This is a genomic window from Vibrio sp. Of14-4 (assembly GCF_022347625.1).
Taxonomy (GTDB): domain Bacteria; phylum Pseudomonadota; class Gammaproteobacteria; order Enterobacterales; family Vibrionaceae; genus Vibrio; species Vibrio pristinus.
Map to the genome: position 1 here is coordinate 31,194 of NZ_JAKRGI010000015.1, position 22,540 is coordinate 53,733.

General features: G+C 41.7%; 20 protein-coding genes and 1 riboswitch. Of the genes, 10 read left to right on the forward strand and 10 right to left on the reverse strand.

What is annotated here, in order from left to right; genetic code table 11:
- Positions 1 to 210: 210 nt before the first annotated feature.
- Positions 211 to 810 (reverse strand): arylesterase, encoded by a 600-nt coding sequence (locus MHN79_RS14745; RefSeq protein ID WP_160930836.1) that lies wholly within the window; start codon positions 808 to 810, stop codon positions 211 to 213.
- Here MHN79_RS14745 and MHN79_RS14750 point away from each other — a divergent pair.
- The 3 genes from MHN79_RS14750 to MHN79_RS14760 all read left to right on the forward strand — a co-directional run bounded on the left by MHN79_RS14750 (position 809) and on the right by MHN79_RS14760 (position 5,652).
- Entirely contained in the window at positions 809 to 1,483 is a 675-nt protein-coding gene (locus MHN79_RS14750; protein WP_239173500.1) for an ABC transporter ATP-binding protein, read from the forward strand. The genes MHN79_RS14745 and MHN79_RS14750 overlap by 2 nt on opposite strands.
- Entirely contained in the window at positions 1,483 to 3,924 is a 2,442-nt protein-coding gene (locus tag MHN79_RS14755) for an ABC transporter permease (RefSeq protein ID WP_239173501.1), read from the forward strand. The genes MHN79_RS14750 and MHN79_RS14755 overlap by 1 nt, the downstream gene beginning before the upstream one ends.
- Before the next feature lie 267 nt (positions 3,925 to 4,191).
- Positions 4,192 to 5,652, forward strand: coding sequence for an FAD-dependent oxidoreductase (locus MHN79_RS14760; RefSeq protein ID WP_239173502.1), 1,461 nt, complete (start codon positions 4,192 to 4,194; stop codon positions 5,650 to 5,652).
- 90 nt (positions 5,653 to 5,742) lie between these two features.
- On the opposite strand, the gene MHN79_RS14765 is transcribed toward MHN79_RS14760, so the two are convergent.
- Genes MHN79_RS14765 through MHN79_RS14775 form a run of 3 tightly spaced genes read right to left on the reverse strand, consistent with a single transcriptional unit; the run spans position 5,743 to position 8,125 of the window.
- The gene (locus MHN79_RS14765; RefSeq protein ID WP_239173503.1) at positions 5,743 to 6,675 is read right to left on the reverse strand and encodes a biotin-dependent carboxyltransferase family protein; all 933 of its coding nucleotides are present in this window, start codon (positions 6,673 to 6,675) and stop codon (positions 5,743 to 5,745) included.
- Complete coding sequence (locus tag MHN79_RS14770) at positions 6,672 to 7,379, reverse strand: carboxyltransferase domain-containing protein (protein WP_239173504.1); 708 nt, start codon at positions 7,377 to 7,379, stop codon at positions 6,672 to 6,674. The genes MHN79_RS14765 and MHN79_RS14770 overlap by 4 nt, the downstream gene beginning before the upstream one ends.
- Positions 7,376 to 8,125, reverse strand: coding sequence for a 5-oxoprolinase subunit PxpA (locus tag MHN79_RS14775; protein ID WP_239173505.1), 750 nt, complete (start codon positions 8,123 to 8,125; stop codon positions 7,376 to 7,378). The genes MHN79_RS14770 and MHN79_RS14775 overlap by 4 nt, the downstream gene beginning before the upstream one ends.
- Positions 8,126 to 8,337: 212 nt before the next feature.
- Between MHN79_RS14775 and galE the strand changes: the two genes are divergently transcribed.
- Positions 8,338 to 9,348, forward strand: coding sequence for a UDP-glucose 4-epimerase GalE (gene galE, locus MHN79_RS14780; protein ID WP_239173506.1), 1,011 nt, complete (start codon positions 8,338 to 8,340; stop codon positions 9,346 to 9,348).
- A gap of 76 nt (positions 9,349 to 9,424) precedes the next feature.
- Here the strand turns inward: galE and MHN79_RS14785 are convergent, their stop codons facing one another.
- Complete coding sequence (locus tag MHN79_RS14785; RefSeq protein ID WP_239173507.1) at positions 9,425 to 10,060, reverse strand: hypothetical protein; 636 nt, start codon at positions 10,058 to 10,060, stop codon at positions 9,425 to 9,427.
- A 397-nt stretch (positions 10,061 to 10,457) separates the two neighbouring features.
- Between MHN79_RS14785 and MHN79_RS14790 the strand changes: the two genes are divergently transcribed.
- Positions 10,458 to 10,997, forward strand: coding sequence for a cytochrome b (locus MHN79_RS14790; RefSeq protein WP_239173508.1), 540 nt, complete (start codon positions 10,458 to 10,460; stop codon positions 10,995 to 10,997).
- Entirely contained in the window at positions 10,994 to 11,566 is a 573-nt protein-coding gene (locus MHN79_RS14795) for a YceI family protein (protein ID WP_239173509.1), read from the forward strand. Before MHN79_RS14790 ends, MHN79_RS14795 begins: the two co-directional genes overlap by 4 nt.
- 40 nt (positions 11,567 to 11,606) lie before the next feature.
- On the opposite strand, the gene MHN79_RS14800 is transcribed toward MHN79_RS14795, so the two are convergent.
- Positions 11,607 to 13,238 carry an ATP-dependent endonuclease gene (locus MHN79_RS14800; RefSeq protein ID WP_239173510.1) on the reverse strand — a complete coding sequence of 544 codons (1,632 nt, stop codon included), beginning with the start codon at positions 13,236 to 13,238 and terminating at the stop codon, positions 11,607 to 11,609.
- Between the two features lie 197 nt (positions 13,239 to 13,435).
- On the opposite strand from MHN79_RS14800, the gene MHN79_RS14805 reads away from it, so the two are divergent.
- Both MHN79_RS14805 and MHN79_RS14810 read left to right on the forward strand, forming a co-directional pair.
- On the forward strand, positions 13,436 to 15,181 hold the full coding sequence (locus MHN79_RS14805; protein WP_239173511.1) for a bifunctional UDP-sugar hydrolase/5'-nucleotidase: 1,746 nt from the start codon (positions 13,436 to 13,438) through the stop codon (positions 15,179 to 15,181).
- 651 nt (positions 15,182 to 15,832) lie between these two features.
- The gene (locus MHN79_RS14810) at positions 15,833 to 16,021 is read left to right on the forward strand and encodes a hypothetical protein (RefSeq protein ID WP_114786377.1); all 189 of its coding nucleotides are present in this window, start codon (positions 15,833 to 15,835) and stop codon (positions 16,019 to 16,021) included.
- A 70-nt stretch (positions 16,022 to 16,091) separates the two neighbouring features.
- Here the strand turns inward: MHN79_RS14810 and MHN79_RS14815 are convergent, their stop codons facing one another.
- From MHN79_RS14815 to moeA, 4 genes are all read right to left on the reverse strand, one after another.
- Entirely contained in the window at positions 16,092 to 16,805 is a 714-nt protein-coding gene (locus MHN79_RS14815; RefSeq protein ID WP_239173512.1) for a riboflavin synthase subunit alpha, read from the reverse strand.
- Between the two features lie 215 nt (positions 16,806 to 17,020).
- A riboswitch (FMN riboswitch) is annotated at positions 17,021 to 17,162 on the reverse strand.
- A gap of 80 nt (positions 17,163 to 17,242) precedes the next feature.
- A complete protein-coding gene (locus MHN79_RS14820; protein WP_239173513.1) occupies positions 17,243 to 18,073 on the reverse strand; it encodes a sulfurtransferase in 831 nt (276 codons plus the stop codon).
- A gap of 51 nt (positions 18,074 to 18,124) precedes the next feature.
- Positions 18,125 to 18,874 carry a molybdopterin-synthase adenylyltransferase MoeB gene (moeB, locus tag MHN79_RS14825; RefSeq protein WP_239173514.1) on the reverse strand — a complete coding sequence of 250 codons (750 nt, stop codon included), beginning with the start codon at positions 18,872 to 18,874 and terminating at the stop codon, positions 18,125 to 18,127.
- Between the two features lie 8 nt (positions 18,875 to 18,882).
- On the reverse strand, positions 18,883 to 20,118 hold the full coding sequence (moeA, locus tag MHN79_RS14830) for a molybdopterin molybdotransferase MoeA (protein ID WP_239173515.1): 1,236 nt from the start codon (positions 20,116 to 20,118) through the stop codon (positions 18,883 to 18,885).
- 253 nt (positions 20,119 to 20,371) lie between these two features.
- On the opposite strand from moeA, the gene folE reads away from it, so the two are divergent.
- Together folE and dbpA are read left to right on the forward strand one after the other, a co-directional pair.
- Positions 20,372 to 21,025, forward strand: coding sequence for a GTP cyclohydrolase I FolE (folE, locus tag MHN79_RS14835; RefSeq protein WP_152431986.1), 654 nt, complete (start codon positions 20,372 to 20,374; stop codon positions 21,023 to 21,025).
- A 108-nt stretch (positions 21,026 to 21,133) separates the two neighbouring features.
- On the forward strand, positions 21,134 to 22,510 hold the full coding sequence (dbpA, locus tag MHN79_RS14840; protein WP_239173516.1) for an ATP-dependent RNA helicase DbpA: 1,377 nt from the start codon (positions 21,134 to 21,136) through the stop codon (positions 22,508 to 22,510).
- Positions 22,511 to 22,540 lie beyond the last annotated feature (30 nt).

The window sequence follows — 22,540 nt, forward strand, 5'->3', positions numbered from 1 at the left end:
ATAGATGTTTGTCTAGTTGACTGACAGGAAGTGATACATAGACTGCATACTTCTGTGTTCTTAATGTTAAGAGATACCAATCCTACTGGTTTGTCGCAAAGAGGTCAGCTATATGAGCCTTTTGTTATACACTGTCTCATAATTGAGATATTTTCTTGCAAAGAGTTTAGAATTTGAGATAGGCACGTTGGCCGAGATTTGATCGTAGGCTCAGAGATATTTGATCAAATTTTGGGCGACAAATTCTGCAATCCAAGGCTGTGCTTTTTCGTTAGGATGAAGTCCGTCATCCATCATCCATTTAGTGTTAGTGATTACGCCTTCTAAGAAAAAGGGCAACAGTGGAACATCAAGTTGCTTCGATAGCATAGGGTATAAATCAGCAAAGGCTTGAGTATAGCGTTTACCATAGTTGGGCAGGATATGAATTTGCATAAGTAACGCTTTTGCCCCTCGTGATTGAACTAACTGGATAATCTGACGTAAATTATCTTGTATGAGTTTGGGTGAGAATCCCCTAAGACCATCGTTTGCCCCAAGTTCTATAAGAACGATATCGGGTGTGTGTGTGTTTAATAAGGTAGGTAAGCGGTCTAATCCATTGCCAGTGGTATCACCAGACACACTGGCATTGACCACAGTTAGTGTTCTGCCTGTTTTAGCGATGACATTTGGTAACAATGTAGGCCAAGCTTTATCAATCGACATTTGATAGCCTGCACTTAGGCTATCACCCAACACAAGAAGTTTGGCAGCGTTCAGTGGATTTACGTAAGTGAGCAACAAGAGTAAGGAAAGTAATCGAATCATGCATCCATCCGTAATCAAAGCAGAGTCATTATCGAAACTAGTCTCTACTAAACAAGAACAATTAACAATCCTAGAGAACATAAATTTGGATATCAAGGAGGGTGAAAGCATCGCAATTGTTGGGACATCTGGAGCAGGCAAATCCACTTTAATGACTCTTCTTGCGGGTCTTGATACACCCACAGCAGGAAGTATCTCTCTTTTGGATAAACCGATAAGCGAAATGAGTGACGAAGAGAGAGCGCTTATTCGTAGTGAATCAGTTGGGTTTGTGTTTCAAAGTTTCCTCTTAGTACCAAGTTTAAGCGCTTTAGATAACGTGACGTTGCCGTGTTTACTAAAAGGTGAACTGGAAGACAGAGAACGTGCTCAGCAGTTATTAGCTTCAGTTGGTTTGGAACACAGAATGCGGCATTTTCCTACGCAGCTATCTGGAGGGGAGCAACAACGTGTTGCCTTGGCACGAGCCTTTATGATTAAACCTAAAGTGTTGTTTGCTGATGAGCCAACCGGAAACTTGGATCAAACAACAGCTGAAAAGGTGATTCAGCTTTTATTTGACCTCAACAAGCAGCACGGTACCACATTAGTTTTGGTGACTCACGATATGCAGCTAGCTGACTTGTGTGATAGGCGACTTCACATTCAATCTGGAAGATTGGAGGAATGCTGATGTGTTCATTTAGGCCTCTCACAAACATCAGCAGAATGGTTTCTTGGAGTTTCAGTGAGATACGCAACGCCCACTTGTGGCCAATCTCAGTTGCTATTACTCTAATTATTGCCTGTATATTTGCAATAACGGCTCTTGCAGAAAGAGTTGAGCAAGCTGTTGTTATGCAGGGAAAGGAAGCTCTAACGGCCGATACTGTTTTTGTGTCTTCTAATCCTATCCCTGAGAAACTTTACGAACTCACCCGTTCACCTGATATTTCTACCTCATTGCAAACTCGTTTTGCAACCATGGCGTTTAGCGACCAAAACATGAAGTTGGTCATGGTTAAGTCAGTCGATAGTCGTTATCCACTTCGTGGCAATTTTATCCTAGCTGACAACGAAGGTACAAGATCGAGTGTACATCCAAGAGAGTTATGGCTAGATGAGCGGTTATTTACTATCCTGGACATTTCTATAGGTGACAATGTCACTATAGGTGATGCAGACTTTCAAGTGACAGGGCGTGTTGTTGAAGAACCAGGATTGAGCTTTAACCCATTTCAGCAAATGCCTTCAGTATATATACACCGTTCAGATCTTGAAAAAACAGGAGCTATTCAACTAGGGAGCAGAGTTCGTTTTAGTCTCTTTATTAATGCTCAAGATTCATCAATTGAGTCTATCAAGCAAAATCTGACTTTGACCCCAAGTGATAGGTGGAAGGATCAGAATACCGCTAGTCGAACCAATGAGGTATTTCAACGCACCGAGCAATACTTGTCTTTAACGGTTGTGATTGTGGTTCTAATGGCCGCAACAATATTAGCATTTACTTGCCAGCATTATGTTGAATCTCGGCGTAAAACTATTGCTATGTTAAAGAGTTTGGGTGCAAGTAAAGTTTGGCTTATTCGCTGGATCTCAATTCAAATATTGATTTTGTTTTCAGGAGCGATTTTCGCAGGTGTATGTGTCGGTATTGCGCTTGAGTATTTTCTTCGTATCCCCTTGGTTGATGTTTTACCAACCCCTCTTCCAAGCTATGGACTAAGCCCTCTCTTTATCTCCGTTTTGACTAGTGTTTTGATCTGCATACCGGCACTTGGAATTCCTCTACAAAGACTATTGAACATTAATGCATTGGAGGTAATGCAACCTAAAGGTGACACAAACTGGAGTTATTGGACCTTTTCGTTGCTGTTGGTCCCCATAATACCCATGGTATGGGTCTACAGAGACAACACGCTAATATGGGTAGTGTTAGGAGGAGTTGTGTTGCTACTTATACTGCTCGCGTTTATCAGCGTTTTTATGATGAGGTTACTGACGAGTCTCAGGTTACCGACGTCTTTCAAGCTAGCTTTGAGCAGAATGAATCGTTCGCCAATAGCGACAGGCTTACAGTTTGGCGCGCTTGCACTTTCACTGATGCTGCTATCGGTAATTTGGTTAGTGCGGAGTGATTTGCTATCGGATTGGCAAAGGACAGTTCCTGTGGACGCTCCCAATGCATTTGCACTTAACATTGCTCCCTATGAAAAAGACGCGTATCTCGATGCTCTTGATGATAATAATGTCGAAAGATCCGATGCGTACCCTATTATCAGAGGTCGATTAAGTAAAATAAATGGTCACGAAGCAAAAAAAGTCGCTCAAGGTAGAGAAGGCACAGATGTTCTGCGCCGAGAGATAAATTTCACCTATGCTACTGAGGTTCCAGGTCATAATCTTTTACTCCAAGGCAGTTGGACGACACATAAGGGAGTATCGGTTGAGTCTGATGTAGCGAAAGACTTGAACTTAGAAATAGGGGATAGCCTAGAGTTCGTCATTAATGGCCAAGTGGTGATAGCTGAAGTTAACAGCATACGTGAGGTTGAGTGGCGGGACATGAAGCCCAATTTTTACTTCATCTTTACCCCTGACGTGCTTAAAGATATCTCAGCTACTTACTTGGTGAGCTTTCGAGTTGAAAGCGATCAAGATCTATTTCTTAATGGCTTATCAAGAAACTATCCGACAGTAAGCTTGATGGATATTCGACAGATGGGAGCAAAAATTCAGCAGCTGCTTGAGCAGATGGTTTGGTCAATCACTCTTCTCGCAGCATTGGGTGTTGTTGCTGGTGTATTGCTGATCTTTACACTTCTTCGTCTGAGTTTGAGCCAAAGACAAAAAGAAATAAGATTATACAGAACTTTGGGTGCGAGTAAGAGGCGAGTTATGAGAACCATTTGGGCTGAGTATGGATTACTGGCAATCATAGCAGGCTTGATTGCCGTACTTGGGGCTGAGTTAGTGGTCGCAGGTGTGGTTTCATTCGGCTTCGACCTCTCGCCAAGCCCTCACTTTGTTATGTGGGTGGTGCTGCCATCATTAACTTTTTGCACACTTGTCTTGGTAATAAATAGTTTACTCAATCAGCTGTTAGCCCCCACAAATAAAGAATTTGGTTAGGTTTGTATATGCTAAGTTATCCAGTTATCCACAAAAACGGTGGATAAACTTTGGGATAACTTAGCCTGTAGATAACTTAGTATTGCTCTTGAAGCCTGCTGGCATAATGTGTAGGGATGTTTTGTTATTCACAGTACTGATTTTTACGTTTTTCATGAGATATTAGTCAAGTGCTTTTTTGACTTTTTTTACTTGAAATAAGTTCGTTTATCCCCTTTAAAAAATGTGATTTTTTTCACCGAATAAACTCAGTAAAATGTACTGATAATGAGCAAATTAGCAGCACATATGTTAGAAGAAAACAAAAAATCAGATAGGCCTACCATAGCAATCATCGGAGGTGGTATTGCTGGCTCTACGTCAGCTTTGCATCTTGCTGAGATAGGTTTGAACGTTGTGCTGGTTGAAAAGTCTCCCTCGTTAGTTAGTGGTCCTCCTATTTGTCATTTGCACGCTGGAGGAAACTTATACAGAGATATCTCGGCCGATCAGTGTATAGAGTTACTAAAGCAATCTATCGACTCTGTACGTCTATATCCTCATACAATCAATCGTCGTCCTACCGTTATCGCTGTGCCTAAAAGTGACAGTGGGAATCCACACGACCTTATTGAGCGCTTAGAGACAATCAAATCTTGTTATCAGAAGTTGGTCGATGCCGACAAAAGAAATCAAGTCCTGGGCTTGCCAGCAGATTATTATAAATTGTACAGCTATGATGACCTTCAAAGAGTGGCAAAACTTAATCAGAGTGTTCAACCTAAGTCTTTTGAAGATTGGATAATTCCTTTTGCCAAGTCTGTAGATATTGACTCCTTGCAGTTTCCGGTGATAGCCGTACAAGAGTATGGTTGGAGTGCATTTCGTGTGGCGTCGTCGGCAACCATTGTCTTAGAGTCATTGGACAACTGCCAACTGTATACCGACACACAAGTTGTTGATTTGAATAAACATGATACGGGTTGGCAATTAGAATGTTTAAATGCTGAAGGTAAAAAAATCCATATAGATGCCGACTATTTAGTTAATGCATGCGGCTACGAAACGGGTAAGATTGATGATTTAGCGCTCGCGCCGCGTGAGAGATTGGTTGAATTTAAAGCCGCCTATGTGACATGTTGGGACGAATGTAATGAGCTTTGGCCTGAAGTGGTTTTCCATGGCCCTAGAGGCACGCCAAATGGTATGGCACAGCTCACTCCATACGCAGGTGGTGTTTTTCAATTACATGGAATGACAGAGGACATAACTCTATTTAGCGACGGACTGGTATCATCTAATATTATGAGTTCTCAACCTCAGTTGCCTCAGAGACTGACCAAGAAACTCCACTCCGGTTGGGATAAATCCATGGCGTTAGAAAGAACTTACCGTGCAATTGATCATATGGCGAAGTTTATTCCTAGCTATAAATCGGCACATGAACTTGGTACCCCTCTATTTGGAGCGCAACAAATCCCTGGTACTGACCAAACCCTTCGTGCTGCGGATGTCTCCTTTGAAGGGGAAAACTATGCAAGAGTTGAGGTAGTGAAGGGCTCTTCAGCTCTTGAGGCCGCTATGAGAATCGCTGATAAGTGGGAGTTATTTAGCTACGGGGACTCTAGCATAGAATCTCTTCATCCGCTTAGCATGTCACTCACGGCTCGTGAGGTAGAGCTAAAAGCAGAAGAGCTTGCGATGCAGCGCAATTATCCTGTTGAACTAGCAGTAATATATGGCAATTAAACTAATCCGTGTATCAGCTGATTTGATGAATCCATGCGCTGATGGTTAAGGCACCGTTATTCAAAGTGGTGGCGACCCCTCTCGTGCATGTTAGTAACCAAAAAATCTTGCCCATTGGCACCAAACTTCTTGTAGGCCAAGTAGATCTCCTCTTACAAATTTAACTTTTTGCCCTGGTTTGGATTGTGCTAGTCTGGGGAGATCTATACGGGCGACGCAGCCTACTTTTGGATAACCGCCTATTGTCTGTCTGTCGTTAAGTAATATAATAGGTTCACCATCTGGAGTTATTTGAATTGAACCTAGTGCAATACCTTCACTCAGATATTCTCTTTGTGGCGGGGCAACATAACCGTCACACAGCCTATATCCCATCCTGTCAACCAGTTTACTAACGCAAAATGTTTGACTGTATAAAGAATTTAATGCGTCCGTTGAAAAGTCGTTTGCTTGATAGCCTTCAATTACTCTCAGCTCAAGAGGTAAGTTATAGTCGGGTTTGTATCTAAAGGTCATCTGTTTGGTTGTAGCTGTCACCTCATGCGGCTCAAAATGAATCATATCCCCAGAGTTGACCGGCTTTCCATTCTTGATACCGCCAAGTTGATCACGCATGACTGTCGCCGTACTCCCCAAATGAACGGGTACTTTAAACCCACCCTTCACCGCTAAATAGCTTCGTAGCCCATTCTTGGGCAGAGAAAAAGAGAGAGTTTGCCCTTGGCCTGCGATAAAAGTAGACCAATTATCAATAGGTTGACCATCTAATTTAGCATTCAAGTCACCACCTGCGATCGCCATTTCACAGTTTGAGTGAATGAGAAATTCTGCTTGTCCCAATGTAATTTCCAATGATGGGCAATTAGTATGATTACCAAGCAAATGATTTGCCCAGCTATAGGCATAATCATCGACGGGGCCACCTTGAGTAATTCCTAAATGGGCAAGTCCGAAACGTCCAAAGTCTTGAATAAGCGTTTGTTGGCCTGGCTTAACGGCTGTGATCGCACAAATGTTAGTCACTGCCACCCCCTCGTAATGCGTCCACCAAGATGAAGAAATTCGTCGTTAGTAATTGACTTAAAGCGTACCTTTGTTCCTATAGAGAAAGGCAGTACATTTGATTTATCAGGCGTGTATAAATCTATTGGGCAGTTTCCTATTATGTTCCACCCCCCCGGTGAGTCTGATGGGTAAACCGCTGTGTTGTTATTGGCTATTCCGACACTTCCTTTTGGTAATTTGACTCTAGGGGTAGATTTACGCGGTAAACGAAGCGCTTCAGTTATTGAGGAGAGGAAGGCGAAACCGGGAGCAAAACCAATTGCGCATACCGTATATTCCTCCTCAGTATGTAACCCAATTATATCGTCTAAGCATAGACCTTTAGCTTGATACAGACTAATCTCAGGACCCACATCTTGATGATAATATACGGGAAGCTCGACTACTTGAGTGTCGATACTGTCCGGAAGGGCTTTAATGGCCTCCTTAACTAGTTTTTCTAGATAAGGGATAAATTCAAAAATAGAGACTCGATGGGGAAGGTAATCAATCAATATAGAGTCCATTGATGGCGTAACATTCATAATGATAGCGCCAAGCTGATTGGAAAGATATCTGCTTATCTCACCAATTAATAAAGAAAGTTTATGACTACACTCGGCCTCAAAGCGAATGAGTATTGAGCATTCCGCTACAGGGTCAACAGAGGTTTCTATATTCACCTTAAGCTTCCCCATAGAGCATCTCTAATTTTATGAATCATTCGAATAGCTTGATCATTGTCACCGTGCACGCAGATAGTATCAGCCTCTATTGGGATTAGACATCCATCTATGGTTCGAACTTTTCCGTACTGAGCGATTTGTTTTACTTGATCGAGAATCTCTTCTTCTTGGGACAGCACCGAGCCTGACATTGAGCGAGGGGCAAGTTGGCCATTCGATAAATACGCTCTGTCTGCAAATGCCTCAAACAACAAAGGTAATTCATACTTATCGGCAATGTCGAGAAGCTTTTCATTGTCACTCATGGCTAAAGTCATAAGTGGGACTCCAAAGCAAGCCACAGCATCAGCCACGGCGTCAAAAATAGCTAAATCACGCAACATACTATTATACAAAGCGCCATGCGGCTTTACGTAACTAATCTGAGTGTTTTGACTTTCAGCCAGTGCTTTCAGAGCACCAACTTGATAGATAACCATGTTTGTAATTGAATCTTTATCCATATCTAACTTACGTCTACCGAAGCCTTGTAAGTCGGGATAGCTTGGATGAGCACCTATTTGAGTGTTGTGCTTGATTGCAAGCTTTATCGTATTCAGCATAATATCTGGGTCAGATGCATGAAAACCGCAGGCTAGATTCGCCATATCGACCCATGGCATAACAGCTTCATCATTGCCCATTTCCCACATCCCGAAACTCTCACCCATATCGCAATTGAGAGTTATAGTTTGTTTTGTCATAGAGTCGATCCCAATAGTCATGTATATTCAATATGTTATAAAAATAACAGACAATCAGTGATTTTTTCATGATTTTTGTAACCAAAAAGAAATTTTCAGTGCTTTTATGGCTTATAGTAAGTTTAGATGTGGTAAATAGTGCAAAGCGAAGCTCTATATTTTGTAGCAAACATCTTTTAGTATCCAATTAAGATAATGACAAGGTTATTACTATGAATGTTTTAGTCACTGGTGGGTTAGGTTATATTGGTAGCCATACCTGTATTCAAATGTTAGAAGCAGGCATGACACCGATAATTTTGGACAATTTGTACAACAGTAAAAAGTCTGTGCTTGAGCGCATTGCGAAAGTTACTGGTGTTGAGCCTTTGTTTATCGAAGGTGATGTACGAGACAAAGAAAACTTAGTTAAGGTTCTGAAGGAGCAAAATATTGGAGCTGTTATTCACTTTGCAGGGCTTAAAGCTGTGGGTGAATCGGTAGAGAAACCACTCGAGTATTACGACAACAATGTTAATGGCACCTTGGTTCTCGTAGATGCAATGCGTCAAGTTGGTGTCAAGTGTTTGGTCTTTTCTTCGTCTGCAACTGTTTATGGTGATCCTGCGTCCGTGCCTATTACAGAAGATTTTCCTATTAGTGCAACAAACCCTTATGGTCGCAGCAAACTCATGGTGGAAGAATGCCTCACAGATTTTGAGAAAGCGAATCCAGATTGGAGCATCACCTTACTGCGCTATTTTAACCCCGTTGGATCTCATCCGTCAGGCGATTTAGGGGAAGACCCATCGGGTATACCGAACAACCTAATGCCATTTGTATCACAGGTTGCTGTAGGAAGAAGGGAGTATTTATCTGTATTTGGTGATGATTACCCAACGCCCGATGGAACGGGTGTACGTGATTATATACATGTCATGGACTTATCAGATGGTCATGTTGCTGCGCTGAAGAAAGTAGGGAGCAAGCAGGGTCTTCATGTTTTTAATTTAGGTACGGGTAATGGTTACAGTGTTCTAGAAATGGTTGCTGCCTTTGAAAAAGCATCGGGAAAGCAGGTGCCATACAAAATTGCGCCAAGAAGGCCTGGTGATATCGCGGAGTGCTGGGCTGACCCATCGAAAGCAATACAAGAACTTGATTGGAAAGCTGAGAGAACTTTAGAACAAATGACGACAGATACATGGAGATGGCAGTCGAGTAATCCCGAAGGTTACCCTTAGCCATAGGAAGGCCGCTATCTAATTACTCCTCCCTAAGCTAAGTGATTAGCTCTGGGAGGTACAATAAGTTGCGACGCTAACTCAACTGTGCGACACAATACAACTGGACGTATTTGCGAAGGGCTTGTTTATCTATTGGACGTTGCAGAGGGTGAGTGCATTTAACAAAATATGGACTCAGGGAAAAACAATCTTCCAATAAATGGCCCAATAGACTGTCAGCTTCTGATAGTTTTACACCTTGTGTTGTATATTGTTCAACATCATCTGGTAGCTGTCCTGTCCACCAATGAATCAGCTCTCTGCTCTGTCTATTTCGTGAGAACCAATGATCGCCAATCAGTAGAAGTAGATCATTAGGTTGAATGGCAAATGAGTATTCCCCTTGCCAATGATCTATGGCTTGAAGAAACGTTTTTCTACACATATTACCACCTGTGACCATATGAGATGCTAAGACCCATACTGTTCCTACTTCAGAGGTGATTCTGTAGTGATGGATAGGGTTGAAATGAGTAGTGGAGCCTAAGGCTACATATTCACAGTCGTGGCCGAATTTCGTCAATGTACGGGATAGCCTGCGAGAGAAGGCTAAACTCAAGTGGTGTTCATCCATCCCCTCACTATGAATATTTGGGTAATGTTTCTGGTAGAGCCTCATACAATCTGTCTGAAACTCATTAACACTCTTGATCAACAAGTCCAACAGCAAGGTGATTCTCCAAAATGTTGCGATACTATCAAAAATGTTAGCACGTGAATTTCGTAATTAGTTACATTTGGATATAAAAATATTAAACATTTTTAGAGGTTTATGGTTAAGATTGAAGTTGCGTCACAACACTACAAAGAGTGTTATTTGTTATGTTGCTATATCTCCAATATCGACTAAACATTTATCGTCTTTCTTGATCACAGTTATAACCATGTCAGTTCTGGGTAACATGGCTCGGTACTAGGGGCCAAAAACTAGTCATCAATTTTTTTGAACAACTTGATCAACTCAGGATGATTTTATGAATGTAAAGATGGGTAAATAATCTGTGATAGGAATAACCTAGACGATAGTCTAGTTGATAAAGAGATGCGTTTACTATTGGATAAGAGCTATGAGTTCAGAAGTTAAAAACTACAATCTAGTTACCAGAGCTATCCATTGGACATCTGCGGTTGTTGTTGTCGGTATGTTTGCAGTTGGACTGTGGATGGTTGATTTAAGTTACTACAGTGAATGGTATAAGACTGCGCCTCATTGGCATAAGTCTATCGGGATACTTCTTGCAGGGTTGACCATATTTCGTATCGCATGGAAGAAAGCAACAGTTTCGCCCGATATTGAAGGTAAGCTGTATGAAGTTATTGCCGCCAAGCTAGTCCATTTCTTGATGTACTTAGTCTTGCTGACACTCTTTATTTCTGGATACCTAATCTCTACAGAGGATGGGCGAAGTATTGACGTGTTTGATTGGTTCTCAGTCCCAAGCCTTGGGGCGTTGTTTGAAAATCAAGCTGATATATCTGGAGAAATACATTTCTATTGTGCTTGGGCGCTTATTCTGATGGCAGGAGCACATGCTGCGGCTGCGATCAAACACCACGTGATAAACAAAGATAATACTCTACGTAAGATGATAGGAGCTTTAAAATGAAAAAAAAGGTATTCGCTACTGGACTAGCGGCTTTCGTTATGTGGCTGCCATTTGGGGCCAGTGCAGCGGACTACGTTATTGACACTAAAGGTGCTCACGCATCGATCAACTTTAAAGTAAGTCACCTAGGGTATAGCTTTATAAAAGGTCGATTCAATGACTTTGGAGGTGACTTTTCTTATGATCCTAAAAACGTGAGTGCTTCTAAAATATCAGTCACAGTTGATACTACCAGCCTAGACTCTAATCATGCAGAACGAGACAAACATATACGTAGCGGCGATTTCATCAATGCATCAAAGTTCTCTAAAGCGACATTTAAAAGCACAAGTGTTGTCGATAAAGGAGATGGTAAGCTCGAGGTTAATGGCGATTTAAATCTACATGGCGTTACCAAACCAATCACAATAGACGCTCAGTTTATTGGAGCGGGACCGGATCCATGGGGTGGTGAAAGGGCTGGCTTTGATGGCAAAGTTCGTCTCGAGCTTGCTGACTTTAAGATTCCGGTAGTGGGTTCTTCCAGCTATGTTGACATGGAACTGCATGTCGAAGGTATCAAAAAGTAACAAGCAAGGTGCCTCTGATTATTTTGTCAGAGGCATAATTCTATGTATTTCCGTTCGCCATCGTGACAACACGTTTTAAAGTCCACCTAATCAATAATGGTATGCAATCCATCCCTTTCGTTTCGCAATATGAAACAATAGCAAGTGCAAGGTCAGGTTTCGCAAATTTTTTCAGAACTCGGGTGACCACTTTTTTGGGTGGAATTGGATGATCTAAAGGTATACGGACCATATCTTTAAAAAACGCCTCGAAACCATTGTTATATAAATAATGTTCAATATCTCGATCTGGCAGTTCTGTTAAGCGATGCCTCTCTTGATCATTGTCTAACTGCGCTCTAACTGCGGAAGCGTATTTTTTACCTGCGGCATCACCATCCGTGACCACATGCCAATCAATTCCAAATGCTTTTGCGATTTTCACCAAGGATTTTAACCCTGACTGTGCGAACTCGATAATTTGTACACCTTCAGCTGCGAGGTTGTAACCGCACTGATTGGCAAGCTCATTGAATAACCAAACCTCTGTTTCTCCTTCTACTAGAAGCCAGCACCTAGCGAAAAGTGCACCAGAGCGATGGAATCTTATGTGGAATCCAATTCGTCTAAGTTCATCTTTGGAGAAACCCTGAGCGGGAAGATAAGTGGTAATGGTTCTATCAGACTGCCTTACCAAACGGCGGATACTGTTAAGGGGGACTTGTCCGAGTAGGTCACCGCTATTGGTAGTAAGTATTTTTTGCATTGGTAATAATTGAAGCAGGCTCCAAGCTCGGGCTAAGTGGGTCGGGTGAAGTCGACCTTCGGGATCTTCAAGAATCAGTAATGGTCTAGCACATCGACGCAACTTATTTGGCCCTTTTGCTTGCAAGTAAGCGTTAAGCAAACCCATAAACAATAACCTAGTTTGTTTGCTTTGAGTTTCTTCGACAACTTGAGAAATACTTTTGTTGTTCGGTGAGCTGTTAAAGAAAATGCCATCTCTCTGCTTGCGAAGGTTTTTACGCGTGTTGGATTTGAATGAAAAATAGTGCTCAACCAATACATTCATCGAATTTAAGCTGCTTTTCATCTCGCCCTTATTTACGTGGCCGGGAACTGCCATCAAGCGCCGACATGTATTGTTGATTCGCTTTTCGATTCGGTCATTATCATCACCGTTAAAGCTTATAGGCCTTTCAAATCGGCGAGAATCTTTCAGTCTTATGACAGGGTGAAGGGTCATCAGTTCTTGAGCAAGTTTTTCTGAGTGATGTAATGGAAGTGTGTTCCCTTGGTTATCCAGAAATGAGTATCGCGTTTTTACTTCATGCCCATTTCGACTCGCACTCAAACAATAAATGATTTTATTTGTCCCTTGAGCGTTTTGAATCCATACAGGCCTGACTTTTCGGTAACGACCGGAATTTATTTCTTTTTTGTCAGTAGAAACTAGACTCAATACAATTTGTAGATGTTGTGTTTGAGGATGAGCAACGGAGTAATCGACGTGAAAGTCCGCCATTTCGAACTGATAAGGTGTGCCTTTAGGTGGTAGTGCAACCGCAAGAGCATCCAGTAGTGATGATTTACCCCAGGTATTTTCTCCAATAAGGGTAGTGAGTTCTTCAAATGCGATGGAAAGTCGCTTGATTCCACGAAAGCCGGAAATTTCTATCCGCTCTAGAAGCATTAACCGATCCCAAGTGAGCTATCCTTCTTATGAGCATAATAGAAAAAGCTCTATGAAGCAGAAGGTTAGTTCACAAAGTTAAAAATATTTATCCCCTTAATCTAGCCATATGTATTTTGTAAACCAATAAAAACATGAAAGTTAATGAATTTGTCATAAGTGTCCATGTATTATGTGTGCGAAAATGAGAGATAAATATGAAATATAAAAAGAATAAGATGTCAAAAATTAGACTTGTGCACATAAATGATACCCATTCACATTTCGAACCTACCTCACTTCAATTATCGATTAGTTTGCCAAACCAAGATTTATCACCCTATGTTAGCGCAGGGGGCTTTGCCAGAATCGTTACTCGAAAAAAGCAGCTAGAATCCACTCTTTGTGATTCCAGAGAAATGGTGTTTCTTCATGCGGGTGACTGCTTTCAGGGCACTTTGTATTTCACTTTGTTTAAGGGAGAGGCGAATGCAGAAATGCTTAATGCACTTGACCTTGACGCTATGGCTTTGGGCAATCATGAATTAGACATGGGTAACCTGCCTGTCGCCAAATTTGTAAAGCAAATTAATTTTCCTTTACTCGCGGGCAATTGGGATCTTTCTGGAGAAATGCAAGACAAAGCATACAGGCTACGACATAGTGAGAATGTGCATTCATTTGATCCTAAAACTCGAACGGCCAGTTGGATTATAAAGCATGCTCAGGGAGAGCCCATCGCTATCTTCTCGTTAGCGATTGATAAAATGTCCGATATATCCAACCCTGACCATGACACGCCCTTTACTGATTCAATACAAACAGCGAAAAATACGGTTGAGGCAATTAAATCTCAGGGAATCAACAAAATAATTTTACTCAGTCATATGGGCTATGAAGCCGACTTTGATTTGGCCGAAAAGGTCGATGGGATAAGTATTATCGTTGGTGGGCATAGCCATCGTTTGCAAGGTGACTTCAGCACTTTAGGGCTTAAAAAAGACGATGACTATGGAATGGTCGTTAATGATACTTACATTGTTCAAGCAGGTTACCACTCCCTTAGCATGGGACATTGTGATATTGACTTTGATGAGGAAGGTAAAGTTACTAACTTTACCGGAAAAAACGAACTCTTACTTGGTCGGCGCATCTTCTTGGACGCCAGCATGACGAATGCAACGGATCAAGCGCCATATAATCTTGCTCGTCAATTTATTGACAATCACCCTAATGTGATTGTTTGTAAGAAAGATCTCAATGTTCAGGCGATTTTGAATAATAGATACTTACCTCGAGTTCGAGAATTGCAGAACCAAATCATTGCGGTGGCAGGTCGACCAATGCGTCATGTCAGAGTTCCGGATGAACTTGGTGCAAGTGAATTGGCACCTATTGTTGCTAAGTCTTTTGCTTATTCAATGAGTAAGCTTGGCTATAGTGTGGACTTCGCTATTCATAACGCAGGGGGAGTAAGGAACTCTCTGCACCAAGGTAATGTTTCCGTTGCTGATATTGCCGGAAAACTGCTCCCATTTGCCGTCCCTGTTGGCGTTTATAAAGTGAAAGGGAAGGATATTGCCGCGGCACTCGAAGGGGCAATAAACAATGCGCTGAGTAATGGAGTTAAGGGGACTGGTGATGGTTCTTATCCATATACACACAACCTTAATTTTAAATATTTAAGCCAAGCACCGATGGGGAAGAGAATTGTTGAACTTCAAATATACACTCCAATGGAAGGCTGGCAACTAATTGATAATAATAAATATTATTTAGGTACATCCTCAGCTTATACAATGAAAGGCAAGGAAGGATTCGATGCCTTATTGAATATGGACGGAGAAGAAATTGTTACAGATTGGTCCATGACGGATTGCTTTATTGAACTACTCAAAGATAATCCAAATGAGCTCAATGAAGCTCAACTGACACAGCAAAATTGGTGGCACAAAGGTTGCTAGTTATACATTGAGCTAATGTTAACTTGGGGGACCTATGCTAAAGAGAAATTGGTTCGATATCGTGGTTGTAGTCAGCTGGGTAGGAGTTTGGTCAGCGCTGGTTTACTTCATCCCGTCTGGCGGCATATAAATGCCAAAGGTTAGTTTGTGGGGAGGTACTCCCTGCAAACCGTTTAGTCTCTGTTCTGTTTTTATCTAATGCGGCATTTCTTTAGCACTTCCCACTTAGAAGTAGATAAATATATCTATTCCATTTTCTTGCTCCAAAAACACTTAAATAGCGGCGCTTGAGTTGTAATAGTCATGTCATGATTCTGTCATCAGGCTGTAACGCTTCGGTGATTTTAAAATCACTATTCGCAAACGCTTCATTCATCAGTAAGTATCGATTAACTAAAGCTAAAATATCTTATGTAAACAAAATGTGAACAGATATTCCACCGAGCTGATAGAGAAATATTCTATGCATAAGGTCTATATTTATCTTCATAATTTTGCAGTTTTAGTGCATTTTATTTTTACTTAATGTTAATGCCTTGTTTCATTAGAAAAACTAATGCCAAAGTTGAAAATTTGTCATTTTTTGAACAGCAAATTATTGGCTAATATTCACGCAACGAAACAAGTTAACTAATTTATAGAGAGGAAATCATGGCTCAAGCAATGCACATCGGAACTATTGAAGCACCTATCTCTATGGACAAAAAAACCTATACGGTTTCATTCAAAGGATTGATTGCACACCTATTCGATATTCTTTTTACAGACAATACTCCTCATACGTACTACGCAGGTGATATGTCTGGTCATATTCAAAAAGATATAGGTCTGTATCGATAGCAACAGTAATGCTATCGATAGTGAACTTAAGCGCCAGCAGTAATGTTGGCGCTTTTTATTTTTGGTGAGTTTATTTTTTAGAAATATGCCTGACTGTGTTACTCGTCAGGGAATCAATACTGCTATTTTTAGTCGTTAAATAGCGTTCAAATTCAGGCAAAAGCGGCCCTAGAGCATCAGTTAATGTGTTTCTGATAGTATCGACCACCACTTGAGTCCCTCGCTCAATTTCAATATTGACATAATCTCCAAGATCTTTTTCTTCAAATGTCGTTTGGCGGCGAGTTTCAGGGATAAGCCAAACCTCAAACCAATTGCTTGATTTATCGACTTCAGAAACTGTAAGGCTAGCACCATTTATCGCAATGTATCCTTTAGGGAAAATATAGGGCTTAAGTGATGGTGGAAGCTCAAGCCTAAGGCGGTAATTATCTTCTATTGCTTCAATTTCAGCGACCTTAGTTTTGTCATCAACATGGCCTGAAAGAGGATGACCTCCAATTTCTGCCCCATCTTTCGCTGCTCGCTCCACATTTACCTTTGTGCCTGCATTGCAGCTTCCAAGAGTGGTGAGCTGAATACTTGGCAGCATCACATCAAATGAGGCTTTAATGGGCGAGAGCAGCTTGGTGACGGTTAAGCAAACACCATCGACAGCTACACTTGCTCCTATATCAAGGTCATTGCAAAAGCCTTGTTCAAACTCAATGTCGAAAGTACGGATACCATTATGGTCCTCTATGTCCTGAATAACGGCGATTGAGGAAATAATTCCAGTAAACATTAGTGCTGCTCCGATTTGATTTTTATGAAGGTATAGAGGCTCTGACAAAGCTTGGTAGCTATGGTTGATAGAACAAGCTTGAAAGCTATGAAATATGCAATTCGAAGTATGAACTGAATCTGATTCATGGTGACTCCTAGATAGTTAACCTGAATCAAGGCGATGTGATACAAGAGCCATCATAGGCACTCCAATATGTCAGAGTTAGTGTTGGCTCTTATTCTCTTTCATCCGGACTATAACCGTCGGCTCTGGTTTCTCACCAGATCTGCTGACCTCGAAACATCGAGCGCTCGCGGGCTCATCTCGATGAGATTTACCGCCGGTGGGGAGTTTCACCCCGCCCTGAGAATAGTTGTAAGGTCCAAGTTTGGACTATGGCAGAATAATAGATTTATCCCTAATTGGGAAGTTAGGCTGGTATAAGGCTATGATTTCTAGCTCTCAATGGGCAAATCGGAATTTGCTCCCCATTCTGTCCAAGAGCCATCGTATACCAATAAGTCATGGTAACCTGCAATTTGAGCGGCAACTAAAACAATAGCGGCGGTGACACCAGAACCACAGCTAAATATATACTTTGTTTTTGCTTGATCAAGTGAGGTAGACAAGATTTGTTTTAGCTCTGTGGGTGATTTGAGCTTATGCCCATCTATTAACTCAAGAAATGGCTGACATATGGAGTTAGGGATATGTCCGGATCGTAAGCCCACTCTTGGCTCATCAACTTTTGCGTTAAAGCGCTCATGAGAACGAGCATCAACGATTTGGCAAGTTGAGTCATCTATATGGCTCAACACAAAATTAGAGTCGACAAAATAATTGGAGTTTAGTTGACCATTAAAATTACCTTTTAATGAAATCTTCTGATAAGAAGTCGTTGTTTCGAGACCTGAGTTTTTCCATTCTGTTAGGCCGCCATCGAGTATATACACTTCTTTATGTCCCATTGCTTTAAACATCCACCAAGCTCGCGGTGAAGCGAAGGTCCCGCTGTTGTCGTACACAACGATAATAGAGTCTTGATTTAATCCTAAGTCGCATGCAAGCGTATTAAAGCGCTCTTCCGTGGGCATCATGTGCGGAAGGGATGAATTAATATCACAAAAGACTTTATCGTAATCGAAACGAATGGCACCTGGGATAATGTTTACTTTGTCATTTTTAGGGGTCGATGGGACTTGGAAATCAATACTTGCGTCGAGGATAGAGAGCTTTCCAGTATTACGCAGTTGGTTTAACTGTTTTGGTGTGATAATGGGTGACATAAATTTCCTTATTTACACTTGGTGAGCTTGTGTTTTGGCCGTTTAAAGAAATTAACTACATACAATGCAGTTACTTTGTTTGGATACTTTCAGTTCTTGCCATGACATGGTCATGCCATCCATAAGTAACAACATGCCTTCTTTGGGTTGACCAAAATTCGCGATAAGTTTGATTGCTTCTAGTGCTTGTATTGTACCGATAATACCGACGATAGGCGACATGACGCCTGACTCCACGCAGCTCAAATTAGTGTCTCCAAATAGAGAGCTGAGACATTGATAACATGGCTGACGTTCATCCTTATAGGTAAAGACACTTATCTGTCCTTCCATTCTTATCGCTGCGCCAGATACGAGGGGGATTTTGAGTTTGTAACAAATTCGGTTGAGCTGGTTTCGAGTATCAAGGTTGTCAGAACAATCAAGGACCAATGTATGCTGGCTAACCTCATACTCTAAATCTGGTTCATCTAATCGCTTGGCTATGGAGTGAATATTTAGGTGAGGATTCAATTGTTTGAGCGACTCAGTTGCAGAGTTCACTTTGTATTGCCCTTGGTTACTGTCTTGATGTAAGACTTGCCGATGAAGGTTAGATAATTCAACCACATCGTCATCAATAAGCGTTAAGCTACCGATGCCGGCGGCGGCTAAATACTGGCTAGCAGCACACCCTAGACCGCCAAGGCCAATAATAAGTATTTTGCTTTGCTTTAGCGCTTCTTGCCCCTCAAAATCAAAGCTTTTAAGAGTAATTTGGCGATTATAGCGCAGCATTTCTTGATCAGAGAGAATGGTCAAATCAATTCCTAATAGAGTGAAGGATTAAACAGTTGAATGTTGACAGTGTCACCTATTTCAACATGCCCACGATCTTGCTCAAGTACTGCAAAGCAATTGGCGAGACTCATAGAACGGAATGCTCCTGAACTTTGATTGCCCGTACTTTCAACAAAGAATTGACCATTTTCAATACTATATATGGCTCTTTGGTAATCTGTGCGTCCGGGAACTTTTCTAAAGGAAGAGCGCGACTCAGCCGGTATCGATTCAGGTGCTTTCCATTGAGAATGTCCAGCTAATTTTGCTAGCAGAGGTTGAACCAAAACGTACATAGTGACGACCGCCGACACCGGATTTCCTGGAAGTCCGCAGAACCATGCGTCTGCTAAAGAGCCGAAAGCGAATGGCTTACCTGGCTTGATCGCTAGTTTCCAAAAATCAATATTTCCGATTTCTGCTAATATCTGCTTTGTGTAGTCTGCTTCACCAACACTGACGCCACCAGAAGTCACGACAACATCAGCTAATGCTTGGGCCTTTTCAAAAGTAGACTTTAGCTCGCTAGGACTGTCAGGAATAATACCGAGATCTATGGCCTCACAACCGAAGTTTTCAATTAAAGGTTTTATACCATAGCGATTGCTATCATATATTTGCCCTGATTGGAGAGGTTCACCCAATGAGACTAATTCGTCACCGGTAGAGAAAAAAGCAACGCGTGGCTTTCGAAAAACATTAACATGGCTAATGCCCAAAGATGCAATCATTGGGATATCTCGAGCTGTCAATCGAGCGCCTTTGGGCAAAACCAAGTCACCCTGTTTTATATCGTCTCCTTTTGGTCGAATATTGCTTTGTGGCTGGATGTTCGATGTCTCAAAGATAGCGCCTTGGTCTGTCACTTGTACTTTTTCCTGCATAATGACGGCGTCACAACCCTTAGGAACTGGGGCTCCGGTCATAATTCTCACACAGGTATTTTTCGGCCAAGTCCCGTCAAAAGGTTGCCCAGCATAAGATGTACCGGCCACAGGTAAGGCTATGTTTTTACCTAAATCCTCGATGCGTACAGCAAATCCATCCATGGCAGAATTTGCAAAAGGTGGGACGAAAATGGGAGAGTTAATATCTTCTGCGAGCACATGGCCAATCGCATCGAGCAACGGGAGTGGTAAGTTTGTTTGAACTGGTTTAATTGATGCTAGCATCTTAGATATCGCATCATTGATTGGCATTAAGCCAGGCGCGTCACAGCAACCCATCGTATCGCCTCTATATTATCGTTGTTTTGTTACTAATGTCGTTAATGATTATCGTACCATAGATAATGGTGGCTACAATAAAAGCCATTGATAAAATATGGGTGTAATTGTGCAAAAATACGAGTATCCTGTCTTTACCAAAATCTTACCCATTAGGGTGAGGTTCGTAGCCACTCAGATTGAGTGACTTTTTGGAACAACAGATACCATAGGTTGATGTTAAAACGGCAAACAAACTTTGAGAGGAAGTAGGATGTCAGGTCTGAGTGAATCTGCAAAATTGGTAAAAGAAGCGCTAGAGAACCGTGGGTTAGAGACGCCGATGTTGCCAAATCAAATGAACCGAGAAGAGAAAAAAGAAAAAATTCAGCATCATATGCGTGAAATTCTTACTCTATTGGAACTCGACCTTACAGACGATAGTCTTGAAGAAACACCACATCGAATCGCCAAAATGTATGTCGATGAAATTTTCTCTGGTCTGGATTATTCTAATTTTCCTAAAATCACTGTCATTGAGAACAAAATGGACATGAGTGAAATGGTACGTGTTAAAGGTATCACAGTGACCAGTACGTGCGAGCACCACCTCGTTACCATAGACGGACTGGCGACCGTTGCCTATATTCCCCGAGGAAAAATAATCGGCTTATCTAAGATTAACCGTATTGTGAGGTTTTTCGCTCAGCGCCCTCAGGTCCAAGAGCGAATGACCCAGCAGATCTTGGTTGCTCTGCAAACTTTGCTCGAATCTGATGATGTTGCTGTGACTATTGATGCCACTCACTACTGCGTTAAATCACGCGGAGTCATGGATGCAACTAGTGAAACTACGACTACAGCCCTCGGTGGTATTTTCAAGAGCAATCCTGCAACAAGACATGAGTTTTTGCATGGGATACGCTAGGCATTAAGTTGAGCCAACGATTTTATGAGCCGCTTCTTGTATGAAGCGGTTTTTTGCTTTTTACGGTTAGCGCCAACAAAAGGCCTGACCATTCTTAAAGGTTTTTCTATGACCAACACATTTAAGAGTCTTAACCTAAAAACTGAATTGATTGAGACACTAGATAGTTTAAATTATTTTGAAATGACACCGATTCAACAGCAAGCATTACCTATTGTATTACAGGGGAAAGATGTCATAGGGCAGGGTAAAACTGGTTCGGGAAAAACGGCGACTTTTTCTTTGGGGTTACTCAGTAATCTTAAGGTAAAACGCTTTCGCGTTCAGTCATTGGTGTTGTGCCCAACTCGGGAATTAGCCGACCAAGTCGCTCAAGAAATTCGCATGCTTGCTCGTGGAATCCATAATATCAAAGTATTAACTTTATGTGGCGGGATGCCCATGGGCCCACAAATTGGTTCTCTTGAACATGGAGCCCATATATTGGTGGGCACCCCAGGGCGAATACTTGATCATTTATCAAAAGGTCGTATCAATTTAGATGAGCTTAACACTCTAGTGTTGGATGAAGCTGATAGAATGTTAGAAATGGGCTTTGAAGAGGCCATTGATGCGATTACTGCACAAGCTCCTAAAACAAGACAGACGCTATTGTTTAGTGCTACTTTTCCCGCCAATATTGAGACGTTAGCATCAAAAGTAATGCAAGAACCACAAATGGTTAAAGTTGAGTCAACTCATCAGCTAAGCACTATTGAACAGCAATTTTTTCTACTTGAGACGCTAAAAGAACGTGATGAAGCACTTGAAGCTTTGCTTTTGACCCATAAACCTGAGTCTTCAGTCGTGTTTTGTAATACCAAAAAAGAAGTTCAAAATGTCACCGATGAACTGAATTATCGGGGCTTTAGTGTCACAGAACTTCACGGTGATATGGAGCAACGTGACCGTGAACAAGCGCTGACCATGTTCGCCAATAAGAGTATCTCAATTTTAGTTGCAACGGATGTGGCAGCTCGAGGTCTGGATGTCGATAACTTAGACGCGGTATTTAACTATGAGTTGTCTCGTGATCCAGAGGTTCATGTCCATCGCATTGGAAGAACAGGGCGTGCAGGGGCGAAAGGTATGGCATTTAGCTTTTTTAGTACTAAAGAGTCGTATCGTGTTGCTCAAATTGACGAGTATATGGACATTGAAATTTCACCAGTCAATCTACCTGAGAAGCCTATTGAAAAACCTTTCTACCCCAAGATGCAAACCATTCAAATTTTGGGCGGCAAAAAACAAAAAGTTCGAGCTGGTGATATCTTAGGTGCGCTAACTAAGCAAGCGGGTTTGGATGGAAAGAAGATAGGCAAAATAAAAATCTTACCTATGGTTTCATATGTTGCGGTCGAGCATGAACTTGTAAAGCCAGCCCTCAAACAGCTTCAAAACGGAAAGATGAAAGGGCGGAACTTTAAAGCTCGCGTCATGAAGTAACCGCAGCAAGCTAATGGTTCCATTACAAAT

Coding starts and splice junctions, on each gene's coding strand:
- MHN79_RS14750 (WP_239173500.1), top strand. CDS start 809: ATGCATCCATCCGTAATCAAAGCAGAGTCATTATCGAAACTAGTCTCT.
- MHN79_RS14745 (WP_160930836.1), bottom strand. CDS start 810: ATGATTCGATTACTTTCCTTACTCTTGTTGCTCACTTACGTAAATCCA.
- MHN79_RS14755 (WP_239173501.1), top strand. CDS start 1,483: ATGTGTTCATTTAGGCCTCTCACAAACATCAGCAGAATGGTTTCTTGG.
- MHN79_RS14760 (WP_239173502.1), top strand. CDS start 4,192: ATGAGCAAATTAGCAGCACATATGTTAGAAGAAAACAAAAAATCAGAT.
- MHN79_RS14775 (WP_239173505.1), bottom strand. CDS start 8,125: ATGACAAAACAAACTATAACTCTCAATTGCGATATGGGTGAGAGTTTC.
- galE (WP_239173506.1), top strand. CDS start 8,338: ATGAATGTTTTAGTCACTGGTGGGTTAGGTTATATTGGTAGCCATACC.
- MHN79_RS14790 (WP_239173508.1), top strand. CDS start 10,458: ATGAGTTCAGAAGTTAAAAACTACAATCTAGTTACCAGAGCTATCCAT.
- MHN79_RS14795 (WP_239173509.1), top strand. CDS start 10,994: ATGAAAAAAAAGGTATTCGCTACTGGACTAGCGGCTTTCGTTATGTGG.
- MHN79_RS14800 (WP_239173510.1), bottom strand. CDS start 13,238: ATGCTTCTAGAGCGGATAGAAATTTCCGGCTTTCGTGGAATCAAGCGA.
- MHN79_RS14805 (WP_239173511.1), top strand. CDS start 13,436: ATGAAATATAAAAAGAATAAGATGTCAAAAATTAGACTTGTGCACATA.
- MHN79_RS14810 (WP_114786377.1), top strand. CDS start 15,833: ATGGCTCAAGCAATGCACATCGGAACTATTGAAGCACCTATCTCTATG.
- MHN79_RS14815 (WP_239173512.1), bottom strand. CDS start 16,805: ATGTTTACTGGAATTATTTCCTCAATCGCCGTTATTCAGGACATAGAG.
- MHN79_RS14820 (WP_239173513.1), bottom strand. CDS start 18,073: ATGTCACCCATTATCACACCAAAACAGTTAAACCAACTGCGTAATACT.
- moeA (WP_239173515.1), bottom strand. CDS start 20,118: ATGGGTTGCTGTGACGCGCCTGGCTTAATGCCAATCAATGATGCGATA.
- folE (WP_152431986.1), top strand. CDS start 20,372: ATGTCAGGTCTGAGTGAATCTGCAAAATTGGTAAAAGAAGCGCTAGAG.
- dbpA (WP_239173516.1), top strand. CDS start 21,134: ATGACCAACACATTTAAGAGTCTTAACCTAAAAACTGAATTGATTGAG.